Source organism: Pseudomonas sp. WS 5051, assembly GCF_012985715.1.
Taxonomy (GTDB): domain Bacteria; phylum Pseudomonadota; class Gammaproteobacteria; order Pseudomonadales; family Pseudomonadaceae; genus Aquipseudomonas; species Aquipseudomonas bubulae.
This window is the reverse complement of sequence record NZ_JAAQWV010000009.1, coordinates 172,763-190,251: the sequence shown is the minus strand read 5'-3', so window position 1 is coordinate 190,251 and position 17,489 is coordinate 172,763. Positions and strand designations below refer to the sequence as shown.

At 60.5% G+C, this 17,489-nt stretch carries 18 protein-coding genes and 1 riboswitch; of the genes, 3 read left to right on the top strand and 15 right to left on the bottom strand.

Annotated elements, in window-relative coordinates:
• Positions 1–83 precede the first annotated feature (83 nt).
• The 10 genes from HBN79_RS16350 to cobO all read right to left on the bottom strand — a co-directional run bounded on the left by HBN79_RS16350 (position 84) and on the right by cobO (position 8,978).
• On the bottom strand, positions 84–815 hold the full coding sequence (locus tag HBN79_RS16350; RefSeq protein WP_095020937.1) for an adenosylcobinamide-GDP ribazoletransferase: 732 nt from the start codon (positions 813–815) through the stop codon (positions 84–86).
• The gene (cobC, locus tag HBN79_RS16345) at positions 815–1,393 is read right to left on the bottom strand and encodes an alpha-ribazole phosphatase family protein (protein ID WP_133144864.1); all 579 of its coding nucleotides are present in this window, start codon (positions 1,391–1,393) and stop codon (positions 815–817) included. The genes HBN79_RS16350 and cobC overlap by 1 nt, the downstream gene beginning before the upstream one ends.
• A complete protein-coding gene (gene cobT / locus HBN79_RS16340; RefSeq protein WP_095003090.1) occupies positions 1,390–2,445 on the bottom strand; it encodes a nicotinate-nucleotide--dimethylbenzimidazole phosphoribosyltransferase in 1,056 nt (351 codons plus the stop codon). Before cobT ends, cobC begins: the two co-directional genes overlap by 4 nt.
• On the bottom strand, positions 2,442–2,963 hold the full coding sequence (gene cobU, locus HBN79_RS16335; protein WP_095003089.1) for a bifunctional adenosylcobinamide kinase/adenosylcobinamide-phosphate guanylyltransferase: 522 nt from the start codon (positions 2,961–2,963) through the stop codon (positions 2,442–2,444). The genes cobT and cobU overlap by 4 nt, the downstream gene beginning before the upstream one ends.
• Positions 2,964–3,057: 94 nt before the next feature.
• The gene (locus HBN79_RS16330; RefSeq protein ID WP_095019428.1) at positions 3,058–4,509 is read right to left on the bottom strand and encodes a cobyric acid synthase; all 1,452 of its coding nucleotides are present in this window, start codon (positions 4,507–4,509) and stop codon (positions 3,058–3,060) included.
• Entirely contained in the window at positions 4,506–5,498 is a 993-nt protein-coding gene (gene cobD, locus HBN79_RS16325; protein WP_169916889.1) for a threonine-phosphate decarboxylase CobD, read from the bottom strand. The genes HBN79_RS16330 and cobD overlap by 4 nt, the downstream gene beginning before the upstream one ends.
• The gene (gene cbiB / locus HBN79_RS16320; RefSeq protein WP_095019427.1) at positions 5,491–6,399 is read right to left on the bottom strand and encodes an adenosylcobinamide-phosphate synthase CbiB; all 909 of its coding nucleotides are present in this window, start codon (positions 6,397–6,399) and stop codon (positions 5,491–5,493) included. The genes cobD and cbiB overlap by 8 nt, the downstream gene beginning before the upstream one ends.
• Complete coding sequence (gene bluB, locus HBN79_RS16315; RefSeq protein ID WP_095003085.1) at positions 6,396–7,046, bottom strand: 5,6-dimethylbenzimidazole synthase; 651 nt, start codon at positions 7,044–7,046, stop codon at positions 6,396–6,398. The genes cbiB and bluB overlap by 4 nt, the downstream gene beginning before the upstream one ends.
• A complete protein-coding gene (locus HBN79_RS16310; RefSeq protein ID WP_095024308.1) occupies positions 7,043–8,356 on the bottom strand; it encodes a cobyrinate a,c-diamide synthase in 1,314 nt (437 codons plus the stop codon). Before HBN79_RS16310 ends, bluB begins: the two co-directional genes overlap by 4 nt.
• 10 nt (positions 8,357–8,366) lie before the next feature.
• Positions 8,367–8,978 (bottom strand): cob(I)yrinic acid a,c-diamide adenosyltransferase, encoded by a 612-nt coding sequence (gene cobO, locus HBN79_RS16305; protein ID WP_095003083.1) that lies wholly within the window; start codon positions 8,976–8,978, stop codon positions 8,367–8,369.
• A gap of 77 nt (positions 8,979–9,055) precedes the next feature.
• Positions 9,056–9,300: riboswitch (cobalamin riboswitch) on the bottom strand.
• Between the two features lie 122 nt (positions 9,301–9,422).
• Between cobO and HBN79_RS16300 the strand changes: the two genes are divergently transcribed.
• Positions 9,423–10,730: a sorbosone dehydrogenase family protein gene (locus HBN79_RS16300; protein WP_169916888.1), complete on the top strand. Its 1,308-nt coding sequence runs from the start codon at positions 9,423–9,425 to the stop codon at positions 10,728–10,730.
• Positions 10,731–10,796: 66 nt separating this feature from the next.
• Here HBN79_RS16300 and HBN79_RS16295 read toward each other — a convergent pair whose 3' ends face one another.
• The 5 genes from HBN79_RS16295 to HBN79_RS16275 all read right to left on the bottom strand — a co-directional run bounded on the left by HBN79_RS16295 (position 10,797) and on the right by HBN79_RS16275 (position 15,406).
• Positions 10,797–11,336, bottom strand: a complete 540-nt coding sequence (locus HBN79_RS16295) for a C40 family peptidase (protein ID WP_095019425.1) — start codon at positions 11,334–11,336, stop codon at positions 10,797–10,799.
• Between the two features lie 145 nt (positions 11,337–11,481).
• A complete protein-coding gene (locus HBN79_RS16290) occupies positions 11,482–12,108 on the bottom strand; it encodes an NlpC/P60 family protein (RefSeq protein ID WP_095003080.1) in 627 nt (208 codons plus the stop codon).
• Positions 12,109–12,333: 225 nt separating this feature from the next.
• Positions 12,334–13,038: a DnaA regulatory inactivator Hda gene (hda, locus tag HBN79_RS16285; RefSeq protein WP_016779862.1), complete on the bottom strand. Its 705-nt coding sequence runs from the start codon at positions 13,036–13,038 to the stop codon at positions 12,334–12,336.
• A 224-nt stretch (positions 13,039–13,262) separates the two neighbouring features.
• Positions 13,263–14,336: an AI-2E family transporter gene (locus tag HBN79_RS16280; protein WP_095003079.1), complete on the bottom strand. Its 1,074-nt coding sequence runs from the start codon at positions 14,334–14,336 to the stop codon at positions 13,263–13,265.
• Positions 14,337–14,371: 35 nt separating this feature from the next.
• Positions 14,372–15,406 carry a DUF2066 domain-containing protein gene (locus HBN79_RS16275; protein WP_169916887.1) on the bottom strand — a complete coding sequence of 345 codons (1,035 nt, stop codon included), beginning with the start codon at positions 15,404–15,406 and terminating at the stop codon, positions 14,372–14,374.
• 371 nt (positions 15,407–15,777) lie between these two features.
• Here HBN79_RS16275 and purM point away from each other — a divergent pair, with 371 nt between their 5' ends.
• Both purM and purN read left to right on the top strand, forming a co-directional pair.
• On the top strand, positions 15,778–16,836 hold the full coding sequence (gene purM, locus HBN79_RS16270) for a phosphoribosylformylglycinamidine cyclo-ligase (protein ID WP_016779859.1): 1,059 nt from the start codon (positions 15,778–15,780) through the stop codon (positions 16,834–16,836).
• Positions 16,836–17,486: a phosphoribosylglycinamide formyltransferase gene (gene purN, locus HBN79_RS16265; protein ID WP_095003077.1), complete on the top strand. Its 651-nt coding sequence runs from the start codon at positions 16,836–16,838 to the stop codon at positions 17,484–17,486. Before purM ends, purN begins: the two co-directional genes overlap by 1 nt.
• Positions 17,487–17,489: the final 3 nt, after the last annotated feature.

Below are 17,489 nucleotides of genomic sequence, written 5' to 3'. Positions count from 1 at the left end.
ATGTATATACCCGCAATAAAAGACAATCAAGATTTATGTAACGCCACCCGCCCGGTTTTTTGTGGGAGCGGGCACGTGCACCGTCAGATCAGCGCCAATCCTACCAGCACCAGCACTTCGAGCAATTCCAGCAGCGCCCCGGCGGTATCACCGGTAGTGCCGCCCAAACGACGGATCATCACCCTGCGCAACCAAACGAACCCCAGCGCTGCCAGGCCAAGCGCCCACCACCCCGAATAACCGACCAACAGTACACAAACCAGGGCACTAAGCCCCAGCACCCACCAGCCTGCCTTGCGTGGCAGATGATCAGCCAGCGCCTGCCCCAAGCCACCCGCGCGCACATAGGGCGTAGTCAGGAATACTGCCAGCAAAGCACTGCGCCCGATCAAAGGGACAATCAGCAAGGCAGTACCGTTGCCCTGCTCAAGCAACGCCAGCAGCGCGCAAAACTTGAGCAACAGCACCAGAATCAACACAACCACCGCAATCGGCCCGCTGCGCGGATCTTTCATGATGGTCAGCGTACGCTCACGATCACCAAAACCGCCTAACCAGGCATCTGCACTATCAGCCAGGCCGTCCAGGTGCAAACCACCACTGAGCAACACCCAAAGGGTCAGCAACAAGGCGGCGTGCAACATCAACGGCGCATCGGACAGCAGCCCGCTAACGCCGTACAGCAGCAGGCCGAACAACAATCCCACCAGCGGGTAAAACAACAAAGAGCGCCCCAGTTCTTGAGGCTGGGGCATCCCGGGCAAGCGAATCGGCAAGCTGCTTAAAAACTGCAGGGCAATCCAGAACGGCAACATCACTCGCCGACCTCGAGCAACTGATCATCCGCACCGACCCGCAAACCAATGAGCGCGCCGTGGCCCACAGGCACTTGCAACAGATGCTCACGGGGCAAGCCACGGGCCCGGCCCAGCAACAGTTTCATCACCCCGCCATGGCACACCACGAGCAGCCGCTCACCGGCGAACTGCTGCTGCAAACGGTTGACGGCAGACAGCACGCGCGCCGAAAACGCCAGCACTGGCTCACCCTCGGGCGGAGTAAAAGCATAGGGGTCAGCCCAGAACAAGCCCAGGGCCTGCTCGTCGGTTTCCATCAGCGCCGCAGCACTGCGCCCTTCCCACGCACCAAAATGCAGCTCTTGCAGATCTTTGTCGAAAGACACGGGAATATCGAGCTGCACGCTCAACTCCCGGGCAAACAATGCACAACGCTGCAACGGCGAGCTGACGATACGATCCCACGGCCCTTTGCCCTGGACCGCATCACGCATTTGCGTCCAGCCCAGAGCCGTCAAGGCGTCGTCCAGGCTGCCGCGCAAACCGCCTCCCAGCTCGGTTTCGCCATGACGCAGCAAATCCAGCTGTACGGTCATGCCGGGCGATCTGCCACTGCGGCTTGGGCAAACGTCGCCATCTGCCCGTGCAGGTCGCAGGCCAGGCGCATCAACGGCACCGCCAGCGCAGCACCGCTGCCTTCGCCCAGGCGCAATCCCAGATCAAGCAGTGGCTCGGCCTGCAGGCTCTCGAGCACATGACGATGGCCCTGCTCGGCCCCGCGATGGCTGAACACCAGCCACTCACGACACTGTGGATTCAGGCGCACGGCGACCATGGCCGCAACGGTGCAGATAAAGCCATCGACCACCGCTACAATCCCCTCCTGAGCGCAGGCCACATAAGCACCGACCAGGGCTGCAATTTCAAAGCCACCCAGACGAAACAGGGTCTGCAGCGGATCATCGAGATGCCCCTCGTGAAACGCCAGCGCCCGCTCAATCACCCGTGCCTTGTGGCTCACTCCCGCCGCATCCAGGCCAGTGCCCGGCCCGGTCAACAGCGAAGCCGGACAAGCGAGCAACGCACTGGCCACCGCACTCGCGGACGCCGTGTTGCCGATGCCCATTTCACCGCCAATAAACACTTCACTGCCTGCCGCCTGCGCCCGCAGCACGCTGTCGCGCCCGGCCTGCAGGGCTCTCAAACCCTGGCTGTCAGACATCGCCGGGGCCTGGACGAAATTGGCCGTACCCGCACCCAACTGCAGGTGCCGCACCCCGGCCAGCTCCAGCATCGGCGTGACCGTGCCCAGGTCCACGACATCCAGTTGCGCACCCAACTGACGGGCCAACACGCTGATCGCCGCGCCGCCGCTGACAAAGTTATGCAGCATTTGCCCGGTCACCGCCTGCGGATAAGCCGAGACACCCTCGGCAACCACGCCGTGATCGCCGGCGAAAATGCCGATCCAAAGTTGATCGACACGGGGCTTGAGCCGCCCTTGCAACCCGGCCAGTTGCACTGCCAGCGCCTCAAGTTGACCTAGCGAGCCCGCGGGTTTGGTCAGTTGTTGCTGATGCTCGCCCGCAGCAGCTTGCATGTCACGATCAACGGGTTTGCAGGGCTTCAGCCACCAGGGGGTGCTCATAGTGCAGTTCCTTTCAACGTCAGGGGCAGGCCAGCCACTGTCAACACGACTCGCTGACAGCGCTCGGCCAGGGCTTGATGCAACCAACCGGCTTCATCGACATAGCGGCGAGTCAATTCGCCCAGCGGTACGACACCCATTCCGGTTTCGTTGCTGACAAACAGGATTTCGCCCGGCAGCTCAGCCAGGCATTCCAGCAGCGCATCACGCTCGGCGTTCAGGCGCTGAAGGTCTTCAAGCATCAGCAGATTGGTCAGCCATAGCGTCAGGCAATCAACCAGCAGGCAAGCATCGGCGCGCGCGTTGTCGCGCAGTACGCGGGCCAATTCGACCGGTTCTTCAATCAGCGCCCAATGTTCAGGGCGGCGTTCGCGATGATGACGCACGCGCTCATTCATCTCGCCGTCCAGCGGCTGGCTGGTGGCGATATAGGTAACAGCACAGCCAGACTCGGCCGCGAGCTTTTCAGCCAGACGGCTCTTGCCCGAACGGGCGCCACCCAAAATCAGTTGCAGCATGTCAATTAACCTCTGGAAATGCGGCAAGTCCACTGTGGCAGAGAGCCTGCTCGCGAAGTGGCATTGTTCGCGAGCAGGCTCGCTCCCACACGATTCAAATTCCGCACAGTTCGCGCAAGTACGCCGTATCCAGGTGGTTTTCCACCAGATCCGCCAGCCGCTCGATATCCCGCTCGCGCAGGGCGTGGTAGTCCACGGCCTGCACATCCTGCAAACCGGCCCAGCGCAACAACGCGCTGCAAGCGGCAGGGGATTCGAACAGGCCATGCAGGTAAGTACCGAGAATCTGCCCGTCCGCGCTTTGTGCACCCTCACGGCGTCCGTCATCCAGATGCACTGCCGGTTGCTCCAGAGCAGCCCCCGTCGTCACGCCCGCGTGGATTTCGTAACCCATGACCTCGGCGTTTTCCAGGGCCAGATGCCCGCGCACATTGCGTAACTGTTTTTCGGCAGCCAGTTCGGTACTGAATGCCAGCAAGCCCAGCCCGGCACTGCTGCCCGCAGTGCCTTCAAGGCCCAGCGGGTCGTGCACCTGCTCACCAAGCATCTGCAAACCGCCGCAAATGCCCAGCAGCTTGCCGCCATAGCGCAAGTGACGGCTGATGACCGTGTCCCAGCCATTGGCGCGTAAATAGGCCAGATCACTGCGCACGCTTTTGGAACCGGGCAGGATGATCAGGTCGGCAGGCGGGATAGGCTGCCCCGGCCCGACAAACTGCAAGTCCACTTGCGGGTGCAGGCGCAGCGGGTCGAAGTCGGTGTGGTTGCTGATGCGCGGCAGCACCGGCACCACCACCTTGAGCACCTGGTCGGCCTTGTCGGTCTGGCGCTGGTCGATGCCGTCCTCGGCCTCAAGGTGCAAGTCCATAACATAGGGCAGCACACCGATCACCGGTTTGCCGGTGCGCTGTTCCAGCCAGTCGAGGCCGGGCTGGAGCAGCGCAATATCGCCGCGAAAGCGGTTGATGATAAAGCCCTTGACCCGCGCCTGCTCGGTGTCCGAGAGCAATTCCAGAGTACCGACCAGATGAGCAAACACGCCACCACGATTGATATCGGCGATAAGCACCACCGGGCAGTCCACCGCCTCGGCAAAGCCCATGTTGGCGATATCACCGGCCCGTAGATTGATCTCGGCCGGCGAACCGGCGCCTTCTACCATCACCACCGGGTACGCCGCACTCAAACGCTGGTGCGAGGCCAGAACGGCCTGCATGGCGATGGCCTTGTAATCGTGATACGCCACGGCATTCATGCTGGTGACAGCACGACCATGAATGATTACCTGGGCTCCGGTGTCGCTATTGGGCTTGAGCAGCACCGGGTTCATGTCCGTGTGCGGTGCCAGCCCGGCTGCCTGCGCCTGTACTGCCTGGGCGCGACCGATTTCACCGCCTTCGGCCGTCACGGCACTGTTGAGCGCCATATTTTGTGGTTTGAACGGCACCACCGCCACGCCCTGACGGGTCAGCCAGCGGCACAGGGCCGTCACCAGGGTGCTTTTACCGGCATCGGACGTGGTGCCCTGCACCATCAACGTGCTCATAAGGATTCCTTGGTGTACGCCGACAGAGCCTGCTCCAGGCGCAGCCAGTCAGCTTCTTCGGCTGGCAGGCCAAAACGCACGCTGCTGTTGTGGGTAAACAGGCGCAGCAAAATGCCGCGGTGCGCCATAAACTCGTAAAGGCTATCGGCATGGGAGGTGATCAACCACTGGAACAGCGCACAGCCCCCTTGCGGCGGCAGATCATGCAAGCCCAACAGACGTTCCAGACGCCCGCTGGCCAGTTCGCTGCGTTCGCGCTGACGAGCTTGGGCCTCGGAGTCGAGCAGGCAGGCCTGGCCGACAATCCGCGTCGGGCCGCTGACCGCCCAGGGACCGACTTGCTCGGCCAGCAACTTGAGTAACTTGAGTTCAGCCAGCACAAAACCCAGCCGAACGCCCGCCAGGCCAAAAAACTTGCCGAAAGAGCGCAATACGATCAACCCGGTACGCTGGGTATGCGCGGCCAGGCTCAGTTGCGGCGTGTTGTCCATAAAGGCTTCGTCCACCACCAGCCAGCCGCCGCGCTGCATCAGCCGCGCATGCCACTCCAGCAGGCGCTCCGGGGTCAGACTCAAGCCCGTGGGATTGTTGGGGTTGACCACCACCAGCACATCCAGTGTGTCGATGTAGAAGTCGATTTCCTGCTCCATGATTTCCCGCACGATATGCCCGCTGCGCCGCCACGCATGGGCATGCTCGGCGTAACACGGCGACAGCACGCCAACCTTGCCGCTACGGCGCAAACGCGGCAGCAACTGAATGGCACACTGTGAACCCGGTACCGCCAGCACATGCGGCGCGCCGTAATAGGCGCAGGCCGCTTGCTCAAGGCCGTCATCGGCCTCAGGCAAGCGCGCCCAGGCGCGTTCGGGCACCTGGGGGATAGCAAAGGGCCAGGGCGCCAGGCCGGTGGACAGGTCCAGCCAGTCCGCCTCGGCAATGCCGTAGTGCAACGCCGCCTTGCGCAAACGCCCACCGTGCTCAAGCATAGAATTCACTCCAGACACACAGGATCAGCAGCCACAGCCATACGCCACGCTGCACCAGTTGCCAGCCACGGCCGATCGACTCGGCGTCTGCCGGTGCACCTTCGCCCAATTGCGGGCGCTCATGCAGTTCGCCGTGATAAATCGCCGGGCCACCCAACTCAACACCCAGCGCTCCGGCACCAGCAGCCATGACCGGGCCGGCATTGGGGCTGTCCCACAGCGGTGCCTGCTTGCGCCAGCTCTTCAGGGCCAGTCGGGTTTTACCCAAAGCGGCATAGGTCAACGCAACCAACCTTGCAGGAATATAGTTAAGAACATCGTCGATCCGCGCCGCAGCCCAGCCAAAACGCTCAAACCGTTCGTTGCGATAGCCCCACATGGCATCCAGGGTATTACTCAAACGATAGAGCACCACCCCTGGCGCACCCGCGACCACAAACCAGAAAATCGCGGCAAATACCGCATCGCTGCCGTTTTCCAGCACCGACTCGGTGGCGGCGCGGGCCACTTCGGTAGAATCCAGCTCACTGGTCTGACGGCTGACCAGATAACCCACCCGCGTACGCGCCTCATCCAGGTTATTGGCGCGCAATGCCTCGGCTACTGGTTGTACGTGCTCACCGAGGCTGCGCATGCCCAGTGCGCAATACAGCGCCGCAATGTCCACCAGCCAGCCAATATAAGGCAGCCAGGACAGGGCCGTGGCCAGGATCGTCAGCGGCAGCACTGCCAGTACCCAGGCCGTGACACCATGACTGCGCCAGCCACGGCCGCCGGAATTGAAACGCTGCTCAATACGCTCGGCCATACGGCCAAAGGCAACCAGCGGATGCCAGCGTTTGGGCTCGCCGAGCAACGCATCCAGCGCCACCCCGGCAACGCACAGCAACGCCACACTCATGGACTCACTCCCCAATAATTCTCGTACACCAGTTCACTGAGCGGACGCGCTTGCGCCCACCCTTCCAGGACCAGCATCGGCGCCGGATAAAACGCCTCGACCGGGCCCAGGCACAGTACAGCGAGCGGCTTGGCCCCGGCAGGCAACCCCAGCAGATCAGCCAGTGCCTGCGGTTCGAACAATGACACCCAGCCCATGCCCAGCCCTTCGACCCGGGCCGCCAGCCACAGGTTTTGAATGGCACAGGACAAGGACGCCATGTCCATTTCCGGCAGCGTACGGCGACCAAAAATGTGCTTTTCGCGGTCATCCATCAACGCAGCCACCAGCACCTCGGCGCAATCGTTGATACCTTCGACCTTGAGCGTCATGAATTCATCGGAGCGCTGGCCCAGGGCATCCGCGGTGCGTACCCGCTCTTCTTCCACCAGACCCTGGATCTTGCCGCGCAGCTCGCGGTCAGTGATGCGGATAAACCGCCACGGCTGCATCAAGCCCACGCTCGGGGCTTGATGCGCCGCTTCCAGCAAACGCGACAACAACTCGGGTGCCACAGTGCCACCACTGAAGTGGCGCATATCACGACGCTCGGCGATGGCGCGGTACACGGCGGCGCGTTCTTGCGGGCTGAATGCGTTATCGCTCATGGCACCTTCACGGCACATGGCGCAAACAACGCGGCAATGGCCTGAGGATTGGACGGGAAGTAAAAGTGTACATAAGAAGCGGTCATTCGCCCTTCGCGATACACCGCTTCGGCGCCGCGCCCGCCATTGGGGCTCAGGCCGCGAGCAACAGGCTCAAGTTCGGTACTGGTCAGCGAGTGGTGGTAGGTGTGGCCGCGCAACAGCCCTTCAGGCATGTCCACAGCTTGCAGCGCCAGGGCAGCCAGGCGCTTTTGCATCGTCGCCTCCCCTGCCAGCAAGCCAACCAGTTCGGCGCGCTGGCCCTCGACATCGGTCAGGGCATCGAGCAGGTAAAGCATGCCACCGCACTCGGCCAGCAGCGGTTTACCGGCCCTGTGGTGTGCGCGAATCGCCGTGAGCATCGGCACGTTGCGCGACAGCTCAAGGTGATGCAGTTCAGGGTAACCACCGGGCAAATACAGGCTGTCTGCTTCAGGCAGCTGACTGTCACGGATCGGTGAGAAAAACACCAGCTCGGCGCCCATATCACGTAATAACGCGAGGCTGGCGCCATAAGTGAAGGCAAAAGCTTCGTCGCGAGCCACGGCAATTCGCACACCTGCCAGCAGCGGCTCGACGGCCACCGGCTCAGGCGCAGCGAATTCAACCGGCGGTGGCAGCGCTACCTCACAGGTGCTGGCCAGGGCATTGGCCGCCGCATCCAGGCGCGCATCCAGATCATTCAGCTCGCTGGCCTGCACCAGTCCCAGATGACGGCTTGGCAGTTCGATGCCGGTTTCGCGGGACAGCGCGCCGTACCAGCGCAAGCCTTCGGTCAGGCTGCCTTCGAGCAACTGTGCATGGCGTACAGTGCCAACTCGATTGGCCAGCACCCCGGCAAACGGCAGATCCGGTTGATAGCGCGCCAAACCAAGGGCCAGCGCACCAAAGGTTTGGGCCATGGCAGTGCCATCAATCACCCCCAACACCGGCACGCCAAAATGCCGTGCCAGATCGGCGCTGGAAGGCGTGCCGTCAAACAGCCCCATCACACCTTCAATCAAAATCAGGTCCGCCTCACCGGCGGCTTCCCACAGCAGGCGACGGCTTTCCTCGGCGCCCACCATCCACAAATCCACCTGATACACCGGCGCACCGCTGGCGCGCTCCAGGATCATGGGGTCGAGAAAATCCGGGCCGCACTTGAATACCCGCACCTTGCGCCCCTGATTGCGATGCAACCGGGCCAAAGCCGCTGTAACCGTGGTCTTGCCCTGACCGGAAGCCGGCGCGGCGATCAGCACCGCCGGGCAATGACGTGACGCTCTCATACTTCAACACTCACAATTCGATGCCTTTCTGGGCTTTGATCCCGGCCTGGAAAGCGTGTTTGACCACCGCCATCTCAGTCACGGTATCAGCCAGATCAATCAATTCAGGTTTGGCGCCACGGCCGGTGACCAGCACATGCTGCATGGGCGGACGGGCTTGCAGGTCGGCGAGCACCTGTTCCAGATCGAGGTAGCCGTGCTTGAGCGCGATATTCAGCTCATCGAGCACCACCAACCCAATGGACGGATCGCGCAGCATCTCGCGGGACACTTCCCACGCGGCTTCGGCGGCGGCGATATCGCGCTGGCGGTCCTGGGTTTCCCAGGTAAAGCCTTCACCCATCACGTGGTAGCGCACCTGCTCGGGAAAACGGCGGAAGAAAATCTCCTCACCGGTGCTGTTGCGCCCCTTGATGAACTGCACCACGCCGCACTGCATGCCGTGGCCCATGGCGCGGGCCAGCATGCCAAACGCAGAACTGCTCTTGCCTTTGCCATTGCCGGTCAATACCAGCAGCAGTCCGCATTCATTGGGCGAGCTGGCAATGCGCTCGTCCATAACCGCTTTTTTGCGCAGCATGCGCGCCTGATGGCGTTCGTCGCGTTCGGGGGATTCATTCATGGCAACTCTCCGTTGGGTTCGATGATGCAAACGGGAGGCGGGGGAAATTAAAAAAACACACTGCATCGCCCGCCGCGAGAGTGGTGGATGGATCAGGCCGGTCTCCGGGCTCACAAGCGGGCGGCCCTGTAGGGTGCACCCTTGTCCACGCGCCTTCCCGTGCAAAAAACACAGTGGCACTGAGCGTGGCTTTGACTCGTTTACCGTTGCGGGGGCAGCGCCGGGATCGTGGCGGTTGTGTAGGTCCAACACGCCCTCACCGGCTTCCCTGTTTCACTCTGTCGACCCATGGCCACAGAGCACCTGAAACAAGCCGCGAAGGTTAGAGGGTTGGGGGTGGAGCGTCAATTAAAGCCGGCGCCTAAAGGCTTTATCCGGCGCCCGGGCTGAACCTTTAAACAGCTACGCTTCTCTACTACCAGACAAGATCTTATGGAGAACCACATGCTCAAGCGCCAGCACGCCGTTGTTATTGTTCTTGCCGCAGGATTGGTCGCTTGCGGCGAAAGCTCGACCCTGCAAGTCAGTGAGGGTACCGGCCCATCACCCAAGCTTCCCGAACCCAATAAAACCCTGATTCCGACGGTCAATATCGCCCCCGCCATCGGCTGGCCCGATAATGCCACCCCAGTGGCTGCCCACGGCTTGCACGTCGCCGCTTTCGCCCAGAACCTCGACCACCCGCGCTGGCTCTATGTACTGCCCAACGGCGACGTGCTGGTGGCCGAATCCAATTCGCCGCCCAAGCCGGATGACAGCAAGGGCATCAAGGGCTGGATCGCAGACAAGGTCATGTCCCGCGCCGGGGCCGGAGTGCCAAGTGCAAACCGGATTACCCTGCTGCGCGACGCGGACCACGATGGCGTCGCCGAAACCCGCACCGTGTTTATCGAGAACCTGAACTCTCCCTTTGGCATGACGCTGGTGGGTAACGATCTGTATGTGGCAGATGCCGACAAGCTGTTGCGCTTCCCCTATCAAGCCGGTGAAAACAGCATCAGCGCCAAACCGGTCAAGGTGGTGGACTTACCCGGCGGGCCTCTGAACCACCATTGGACCAAAAACGTGATCGCCAGCAAGGACGGCACCAAGTTATATGTGACCGTCGGATCCAACAGCAATGTGGGCGAAAATGGCATGGACAAGGAGCAAGGTCGTGCCGCGATCTGGGAAGTCGACCCGGCCACCGGCAGCCACCGCATTTTTGCGTCGGGCCTGCGCAACCCTAATGGCATGGACTGGGAGCCCACCTCCGGCAAGCTCTGGACAGCAGTTAATGAGCGTGACGAAATCGGCAGTGACCTGGTGCCCGACTACATCACATCAGTCCAGGATGGCGGCTTCTATGGCTGGCCCTACAGCTACTACGGCCAGCATGTGGATGTGCGGGTCAACCCGCAAAACCCTGAACTGGTGACCAAGGCCATTGCCCCGGATTACGCCGTTGGGCCACACACGGCGTCTTTGGGGCTGACGTTTGCCGAAGGCAGCCATTTACCCGGCTTTACCCAGGGTGCCTTTATCGGCCAGCACGGCTCCTGGAACCGCAAACCCCACAGTGGTTACAAAGTGATTTTCGTGCCTTTTGCCGGCGGCAAACCGGAGGGCATGCCGATCGATGTGCTGACCGGCTTTCTTAACGCCGACGAAAAAGCCATGGGCCGGCCAGTGGGCGTGGTGATCGACAAGCAAGGGGACTTGTTGGTGGCTGATGATGTAGGCAACAAGGTTTGGCGGGTGTCGGGAAAATAGGCTTTCTAATCAAGAGCCGCCCTCACCCTAGCCCTCCCCGGAGGGAGAGGGTTGGGGTGAGGGGCTTTAGGGCAAACGTGCCAAATGCTGCTCGGTCGGCAACACGCGCTTGGCATTCAGATAAGCCCTCTGCCAGTAGGCCTTGTTCAGGCTGTCCAGCTTGACCGTACCGCCCGTGGCCGGCGCATGGACAAAGCGCCCTTCGCCTACGTAGATCCCGGCGTGACTGACCTGGGAGCCACCATTGGTTGCAAAGAACAGCAGGTCACCGGTTTGCAGCTTGTCCTGGCCGATGCTCTGCGCACGCATCACGATCATCTCGCGCGTGGTGCGCGGCAACGAAATACCCGCGGCGTCGTTGTACACGTACTTGATCAGGCCACTGCAATCAAACCCCGAATCCGGGGTATTGCCGCCCCAGCGATAAGGCGTGCCTACCAGGCCAAGGGCGCGAAAAAGCACGTCTGCGGCAACCGGCGAGGTTTCTTCGGGATGAGTGATAAACACAACCGGCTTTTGTGCAACGGGGGCTGGCGGGGTGCGGCTGGCGCAGGCACTGAGCAGTGCTGCTAAAGTGAGGAGAGCAACGCGGGCCATGATCGACATAAACAGAATGTTCCTGATTCTGGATACGGCAACTCAGGCCGCGAACCCCAAAGCCGCGAGAGGGGGCACCTTCGCGGCTTCAGAAATTTAACATTGCGACTTAATTCTAGCTCTTAGCTGCAGAACTTCAAGTAACACATTAACTTTACTTGCGGGCTACGACGCTCGCAGGGGCCATCGCCAGGGCGCGCTTGGCCTCAATAAAGGTCTTGCTCCAGTAGCTGTCACCCAGGTTATCAATCCGTACACCACCGCTGCGGCGGCTGCTGGAGTGAATAAACTGGTCATCACCCAGGTAAATCCCGGCATGGCTCACACGGCCACGACCATTGGTGCTGAAGAACAGCAAATCACCCGGTTTCAAATTATTCCGTGCGACCAGCGGTGCTTTTACGTTGATCATTTCGCGGGTTGAGCGCGGCAATTGCATGCCCGCCTCTTCCTTGAACAGATAACCGATAAAGCCGCTGCAATCGAAGCCTGCCTCGGAGGTGCCACCAAAACGGTAACGGGTACCGATCAAGGACATGCCGCGCTCTAGAATGCTGTCAGCCAGAGCTGGCAATTCATAAGGCTTGCTGTTGGCAGAAAACTCAGCCAGTTCTTTTTCGGTTGCCAGTTCTTCCTGATAAAGAGCGGAAGTTTGCGAGACCGAAGATGACTTTTGAACCTGAGCCTGGACGACTTGCTGCGACACTGGCGTGTGAGCAGCACAACCAAACAACAGGGTAACGAGTGCGAGGGGCACGAGGGGTGCGAAGCGCTTTAGCATGGGCACGACCGTGGCTTATTAGAAAAAGTAGCCGCGACTATGCCTTCTATGATCCTCATTTGCAAATTCAATCGATCTAAATGTGACTTGATGGTTTTGTCGTGACATCTAAGGCTTTACACCCCTGACGACAGATTTTGCGCCCACAGCCCTTTGGCCGCGCAGGATTTTTGGCGCCTGGAAACTGTCAAAACCGGCTACAACCCTTATTTTTGAAGGGCTGAGCTACCAGCCAAGGGTTTCTTTCAGGAAGGGAATGGTCAGCTTGCGCTGCGCCTGCAAGGACGCTTGATCGAGCCGCTCGAGCAAATCAAACAAGGCACTCATGCTGCGGGTACCGCGCGTGAGAATGAAATGCCCGACTTCGTCAGTCAGGTGCAGGCCACGGCGTGAAGCACGCAACTGCAAAGCCCGCAGCTTGTCCTCATCGGACAGGGGGCGCATCTGGAAAACCAGCGCCATGGTCAGGCGGGACTTGAGGTCTGCCAGTTTGATCGGCAATTCTCGAGGCGAGGTGGAGGCTGCAATCAACAGGCGCCGGCCGCTGTCACGCAGCCGGTTGAACAGATGGAACAGCGCCTCTTCCCAATCAGCACGCCCGGCCACCGCCTGCAGGTCATCCAGGCAAACCAGCTCGTACTGCTCAAGGTTATCGAGGATTTCTATGCCGCGATCCAGCAACTCGGCCAGCGGCAGGTAAACCGCCGGTTCGCCCATCTGCTCAAAGCGCAGGCAAGCGGCCTGCAGCAGGTGCGTACGCCCTACGCCATGTTTGCCCCACAGGTAGATCAGGCTTTCTGTCCAGCCGGCGTCGGCTTCGCACAGACGTTCGACATAGCCGAGTGCAGCGGCATTGGCGCCTGGATAGTAGTTTATGAAGGTAGCGTCATCACGCAGACGCACACCTAGGGGCAGCTGAATCGGTTTCATGCTGACTGAACAGTTCAAGCGAACCGTTAGTGGCCTCTGTGTAAGGTTTGAAAAGTTTATACCCGTGTCGCCGGGCACACAATGTAACAGACCACGAGCAAAATCAAAGGTTTGCGTTAAGGTCTTGGATTGATTGGGCTTTTTCTGGCGCCTGCGAGCCGCCTCGAACGCACAAAGAAGGCCGGGCCGCCTCGCGACAACCCCGCCGCTTCACAACCCACCCTCTACAACTGCGGATCCTCACTGCCTTTATAGACCTGGGAATCCTTATACAAATCCTGCACATGGCGCACCAGCACCATGATCACGGCCGCTACCGGCAAGGCCAGCAATACACCGGTAAAACCGAACAGCTCACCGCCAGCCAGAATCGCAAAGATCACCGCCACCGGGTGCATACCGATTTTGTCACCCACCAGCAGCGGGGTAAGCACGGTGCCCTCCAGGGCTTGGCCGATCATAAACACCGCCACGATGCCGAGCATCGGGTACAGATCCCCGCCAAACTGGAATAACCCGGCAACCAACGCCGCACCGATGCCGACAATAAAGCCCATATACGGCACGATGGCCGCTATACCCGCCATCAAGCCGATCAACAACCCCAGCTCGAGGCCGACCAGCATCAGGCCCGCCGAGTAGATCACCCCCAGCGCCAGCATCACCAGCAACTGACCGCGCACAAACGCGCCGAGCACGTCGTGGCACTCTTTGGCCAGTGACACGATCTGATCTGCCCGAGCCCGCGGCAACAGACCGCGAATCTTGGCCATCATGATGTTCCAATCACGCAACAGGTAGAACGCCACCACCGGAATCAACACCAGATTGGCCAAAAAGCCGATCAGCGCCAGACTGGAAGCCGTGGCCTTGGACAGGACGATTCCGACAATGTCAGTCGCCTGCCCCATATGCTCGGTGATCGCCGCCTTGATCTTGTCGAACTTCCAGAAACTGTCACTCAAGCCGAACTTGGCTTGCACCCACGGCATTGCCGTGTGCTGCAGCCAGTCGAGGATCTGCGGTGCCAACTGATAGAGCTTCAACAGTTGCTTGGCCAGCAGCGGCACCAGTACCAGCAGCAATGTCATCAAAATGACAGTGAACACGGTAAAGACCGCAACCACACCCCAGGTTCTTGAAAGTCCGAACCTTTCCAGTCGATCGACCACAGGGTCGAACATATAGGCCAGGACGATGGCGACCAGAAAAGGCGTGAGTATCGGATGCAGGAAATACACGAACAGGGCGAATCCCAACGCCACGCCCCACCACACCCACCGTCGCGAATCAGCCATGAGCCACCCCATCCTTATATAAAGAAGACATCAACCTACCAGCGAAACCGCAACTGCGCCGCAGGGCCTGAGGCAACACTTGATGCCTGCCCCCCATCAGCCGCAACAGGCACTTGCCCCGCCGGTACTTCCTGCAACTGCGCCAGCCCCAATTGCGAACGCAACTGCTCGGCGCTGCCGTTTACCAGGTACACAACACGATCACCGTCAATGCTCTTGAGTTGCGCACCAAAAGGCTCAAGCAAATGCCCCAGCTGCGCATAACGCTGCAACGTCATGCCTTGCACTTCGAGCAACTGCTCGGAAGAAACCCCGGGCTTGACCGCATAGCGCGGCGCCAGACGCTGGCTGACCGCAAGCATCACGGCATCGGCCAGCGCTGCCTGATCAGGAGCCTGAGCGCTGCCCTGCTCCTGCTGATCACCTACCCACAAACGCCATTTGGCGCTCCACTGCCCGTCATCTTCACGAGCATGCACCGCCAGCAATGCGTCCGCACCATAACGCTCGGAAGCGTCTTTTAAAGGCGCAGGATTGCTGCCCTCAAGATTTTCAGCCGTACCCACAAGCTGTTCACTCAAATCCGCCAACGGCAAGCGCAATGGCAAACCCCGATGCTGCGCGGCACGACGCAACGGCTCGGCCACTGACTGACCGTCCCCCACCAGGCTCGAACCTTCGACCGAGTCATTCAGCCACCAGCCCAGCAGCGCAGGGCGATTACTGCCCCACAGCGACAGCCCGGCCTGATGCAACGCACGATCGGTACTCACCGGATCGAAGTCCACTTGCAGGCTTTGCGGCGGGCCGGCGTCATAGCCGTAGCGACTGATGATTTGCTGCGGATCTTTGCGAATCGCCTCCAGCGCCGGACTCTTAATCGCCGCGGCATCTCCGGTCAGACGCAACACCAGGGTTTCCAGGGCCTTTTGCGTAGCCTGGGTGCGCTCATCAGGTGACTGGGTGGTGACTGGCTCGAGCACCTGATAAAGACCGGTGAGGATTTCGGCATGACTGGCCAGGCTGAAAAAAGACAGACAGCCCACGGCTAAAAATTGGCTAAAACGCATGAAAGATTCCCGATGACAAAAAGCAGCCTATTAAGGACGCCATAAAAACACTCGAACAGACTTCTGACACGGCCACGGCCAAATCATTCACGCCCGTTTCGCGTTTTCACGCGGTCACACAACCTCTCTATACCTTATACAGGCCTGTGCGCAGACCCAAGTACGACTAAAAAAGGTTTTTTTCGCCAGATATAACCCTGCCTGTCGGCCCGAGGATGGCCGCTGCCCTTCAAGCCTGATAAAATCGCGCGCCTTCGCAGACCGCCAACAGCCGGGCACCCTGCAAATGCTCTGGTGCAATCCTTGAGCACTTGCAAGCCTGCCCCCTGAACTCGGTCGATACCCCCGAATCCCCCCTAAAGGCCTGGATTATGAGCAAGCAACCATCCCTGAGCTACAAAGACGCCGGTGTAGACATCGACGCCGGTGAAGCATTGGTCGAACGCATCAAGAGCGTGGCCAAGCGCACTGCACGCCCGGAAGTGATGGGCGGCCTCGGCGGTTTTGGCGCCCTCTGCGAAATTCCGGCTGGCTACAAGCAGCCTGTTCTGGTTTCCGGCACTGACGGCGTCGGCACCAAGCTGCGCCTGGCCCTGAACCTGAACAAGCACGACAGCATCGGTATCGACCTGGTTGCCATGTGCGTCAACGACCTGATCGTATGCGGCGCCGAGCCTCTGTTCTTCCTTGACTACTACGCCACCGGCAAGCTCAACGTTGAAACCGCGACCCAGGTGGTGACCGGTATCGGCGCTGGCTGCGAACTGTCCGGTTGCTCGCTGGTTGGCGGCGAAACCGCTGAAATGCCAGGCATGTACGAAGGCGAAGACTACGACCTGGCCGGCTTCTGCGTTGGCGTTGTAGAAAAATCCGAGATCATCGACGGTTCCAAGGTCGCTGCCGGCGACGCCCTGCTCGCCTTGCCGTCCTCGGGCCCGCACTCCAACGGCTACTCGCTGATCCGCAAGATCATCGAAGTGTCGGGTGCCGACATCGAAAACATCCAGCTCGACGGCAAGCCACTGACCGACCTGCTGATGGCGCCGACCCGCATCTACGTCAAGCCGCTGCTCAAACTGATCAAGGAAACCGGCGTGGTCAAGGCCATGGCCCACATCACCGGTGGCGGCCTGCTCGACAACATCCCGCGCGTACTGCCAAAAGGTGCACAAGCGGTGGTTGACGTTGCCAGCTGGCAGCGCCCTGCCGTCTTCGACTGGCTGCAGGAAAAAGGCAACGTGGACGAGCACGAAATGCACCGCGTGCTGAACTGCGGCGTTGGCATGGTCATCTGCGTAGCTCAGGCTGACGTTGAAACCGCGCTGAACGTACTGCGTGAAGCGGGCGAGCAGCCTTGGGTCATCGGTCAGATCGCAACCGCCGCTGAAGGCGCTGCGCAAGTTGAGCTGCAAAACATCAAGGCGCACTAATGCCTGATACCTGTGATGTAGTGGTGCTGCTTTCCGGCACCGGCAGCAACTTGCAGGCCTTGATCGACAGCGATGACGTCAAGGCCAGCCCGGCAACAATCCGCGCGGTGATCTCCAACCGCGCGGATGCCTACGGCCTGCAACGCGCCAAAGACGCGGGTATCGATACCCGCGTACTGGATCACAAGGCATTCGAGGGCCGCGAGGCCTTCGATGCTGCATTGATCAAAGTCATCGACGAATTCAAACCGAAACTGGTGGTTCTGGCCGGGTTCATGCGCATTCTCAGCGCAGAATTCGTGCGTCACTATCAGGGTCGCCTGCTGAATATCCACCCTTCCCTGCTCCCCAAATACAAGGGCTTGCACACGCACCAGCGGGCGCTGGAAGCAGGAGACGGTGAGCACGGCTGCAGCGTGCACTTTGTGACCGAGGAACTCGACGGCGGACCTCTGGTCGTACAGGCAGTGATACCGGTAGAGTCCGATGACTCGCCACATAGCCTGGCGCAACGGGTTCACGCCCAGGAACACCGGATTTATCCGCTTGCAGTGCGCTGGTTTGCCGAAGGTCGCTTGTCACTTGACGAGCGAGGCGCATTATTGGACGGTCAATTACTTGCGGCCAGCGGCCACTTGATACGAACCTAGGAG

Excerpts from the sequence above, each read along its gene's own strand:
- HBN79_RS16300 (WP_169916888.1), top strand. The coding sequence starts at position 9,423 with ATGCTCAAGCGCCAGCACGCCGTTGTTATTGTTCTTGCCGCAGGATTG.
- HBN79_RS16330 (WP_095019428.1), bottom strand. The coding sequence starts at position 4,509 with ATGAGCACGTTGATGGTGCAGGGCACCACGTCCGATGCCGGTAAAAGC.
- cobC (WP_133144864.1), bottom strand. The coding sequence starts at position 1,393 with ATGACCGTACAGCTGGATTTGCTGCGTCATGGCGAAACCGAGCTGGGA.
- HBN79_RS16350 (WP_095020937.1), bottom strand. The coding sequence starts at position 815 with ATGTTGCCGTTCTGGATTGCCCTGCAGTTTTTAAGCAGCTTGCCGATT.
- hda (WP_016779862.1), bottom strand. The coding sequence starts at position 13,038 with ATGAAACCGATTCAGCTGCCCCTAGGTGTGCGTCTGCGTGATGACGCT.
- HBN79_RS16310 (WP_095024308.1), bottom strand. The coding sequence starts at position 8,356 with ATGAGAGCGTCACGTCATTGCCCGGCGGTGCTGATCGCCGCGCCGGCT.
- cobO (WP_095003083.1), bottom strand. The coding sequence starts at position 8,978 with ATGAATGAATCCCCCGAACGCGACGAACGCCATCAGGCGCGCATGCTG.
- HBN79_RS16275 (WP_169916887.1), bottom strand. The coding sequence starts at position 15,406 with ATGCGTTTTAGCCAATTTTTAGCCGTGGGCTGTCTGTCTTTTTTCAGC.
- HBN79_RS16280 (WP_095003079.1), bottom strand. The coding sequence starts at position 14,336 with ATGGCTGATTCGCGACGGTGGGTGTGGTGGGGCGTGGCGTTGGGATTC.
- HBN79_RS16295 (WP_095019425.1), bottom strand. The coding sequence starts at position 11,336 with ATGTCGATCATGGCCCGCGTTGCTCTCCTCACTTTAGCAGCACTGCTC.
- cobT (WP_095003090.1), bottom strand. The coding sequence starts at position 2,445 with ATGAGCACCCCCTGGTGGCTGAAGCCCTGCAAACCCGTTGATCGTGAC.
- HBN79_RS16290 (WP_095003080.1), bottom strand. The coding sequence starts at position 12,108 with ATGCTAAAGCGCTTCGCACCCCTCGTGCCCCTCGCACTCGTTACCCTG.
- purM (WP_016779859.1), top strand. The coding sequence starts at position 15,778 with ATGAGCAAGCAACCATCCCTGAGCTACAAAGACGCCGGTGTAGACATC.
- purN (WP_095003077.1), top strand. The coding sequence starts at position 16,836 with ATGCCTGATACCTGTGATGTAGTGGTGCTGCTTTCCGGCACCGGCAGC.
- bluB (WP_095003085.1), bottom strand. The coding sequence starts at position 7,046 with ATGAGCGATAACGCATTCAGCCCGCAAGAACGCGCCGCCGTGTACCGC.
- cobD (WP_169916889.1), bottom strand. The coding sequence starts at position 5,498 with ATGCTTGAGCACGGTGGGCGTTTGCGCAAGGCGGCGTTGCACTACGGC.
- cobU (WP_095003089.1), bottom strand. The coding sequence starts at position 2,963 with ATGCTGCAACTGATTTTGGGTGGCGCCCGTTCGGGCAAGAGCCGTCTG.
- cbiB (WP_095019427.1), bottom strand. The coding sequence starts at position 6,399 with ATGAGTGTGGCGTTGCTGTGCGTTGCCGGGGTGGCGCTGGATGCGTTG.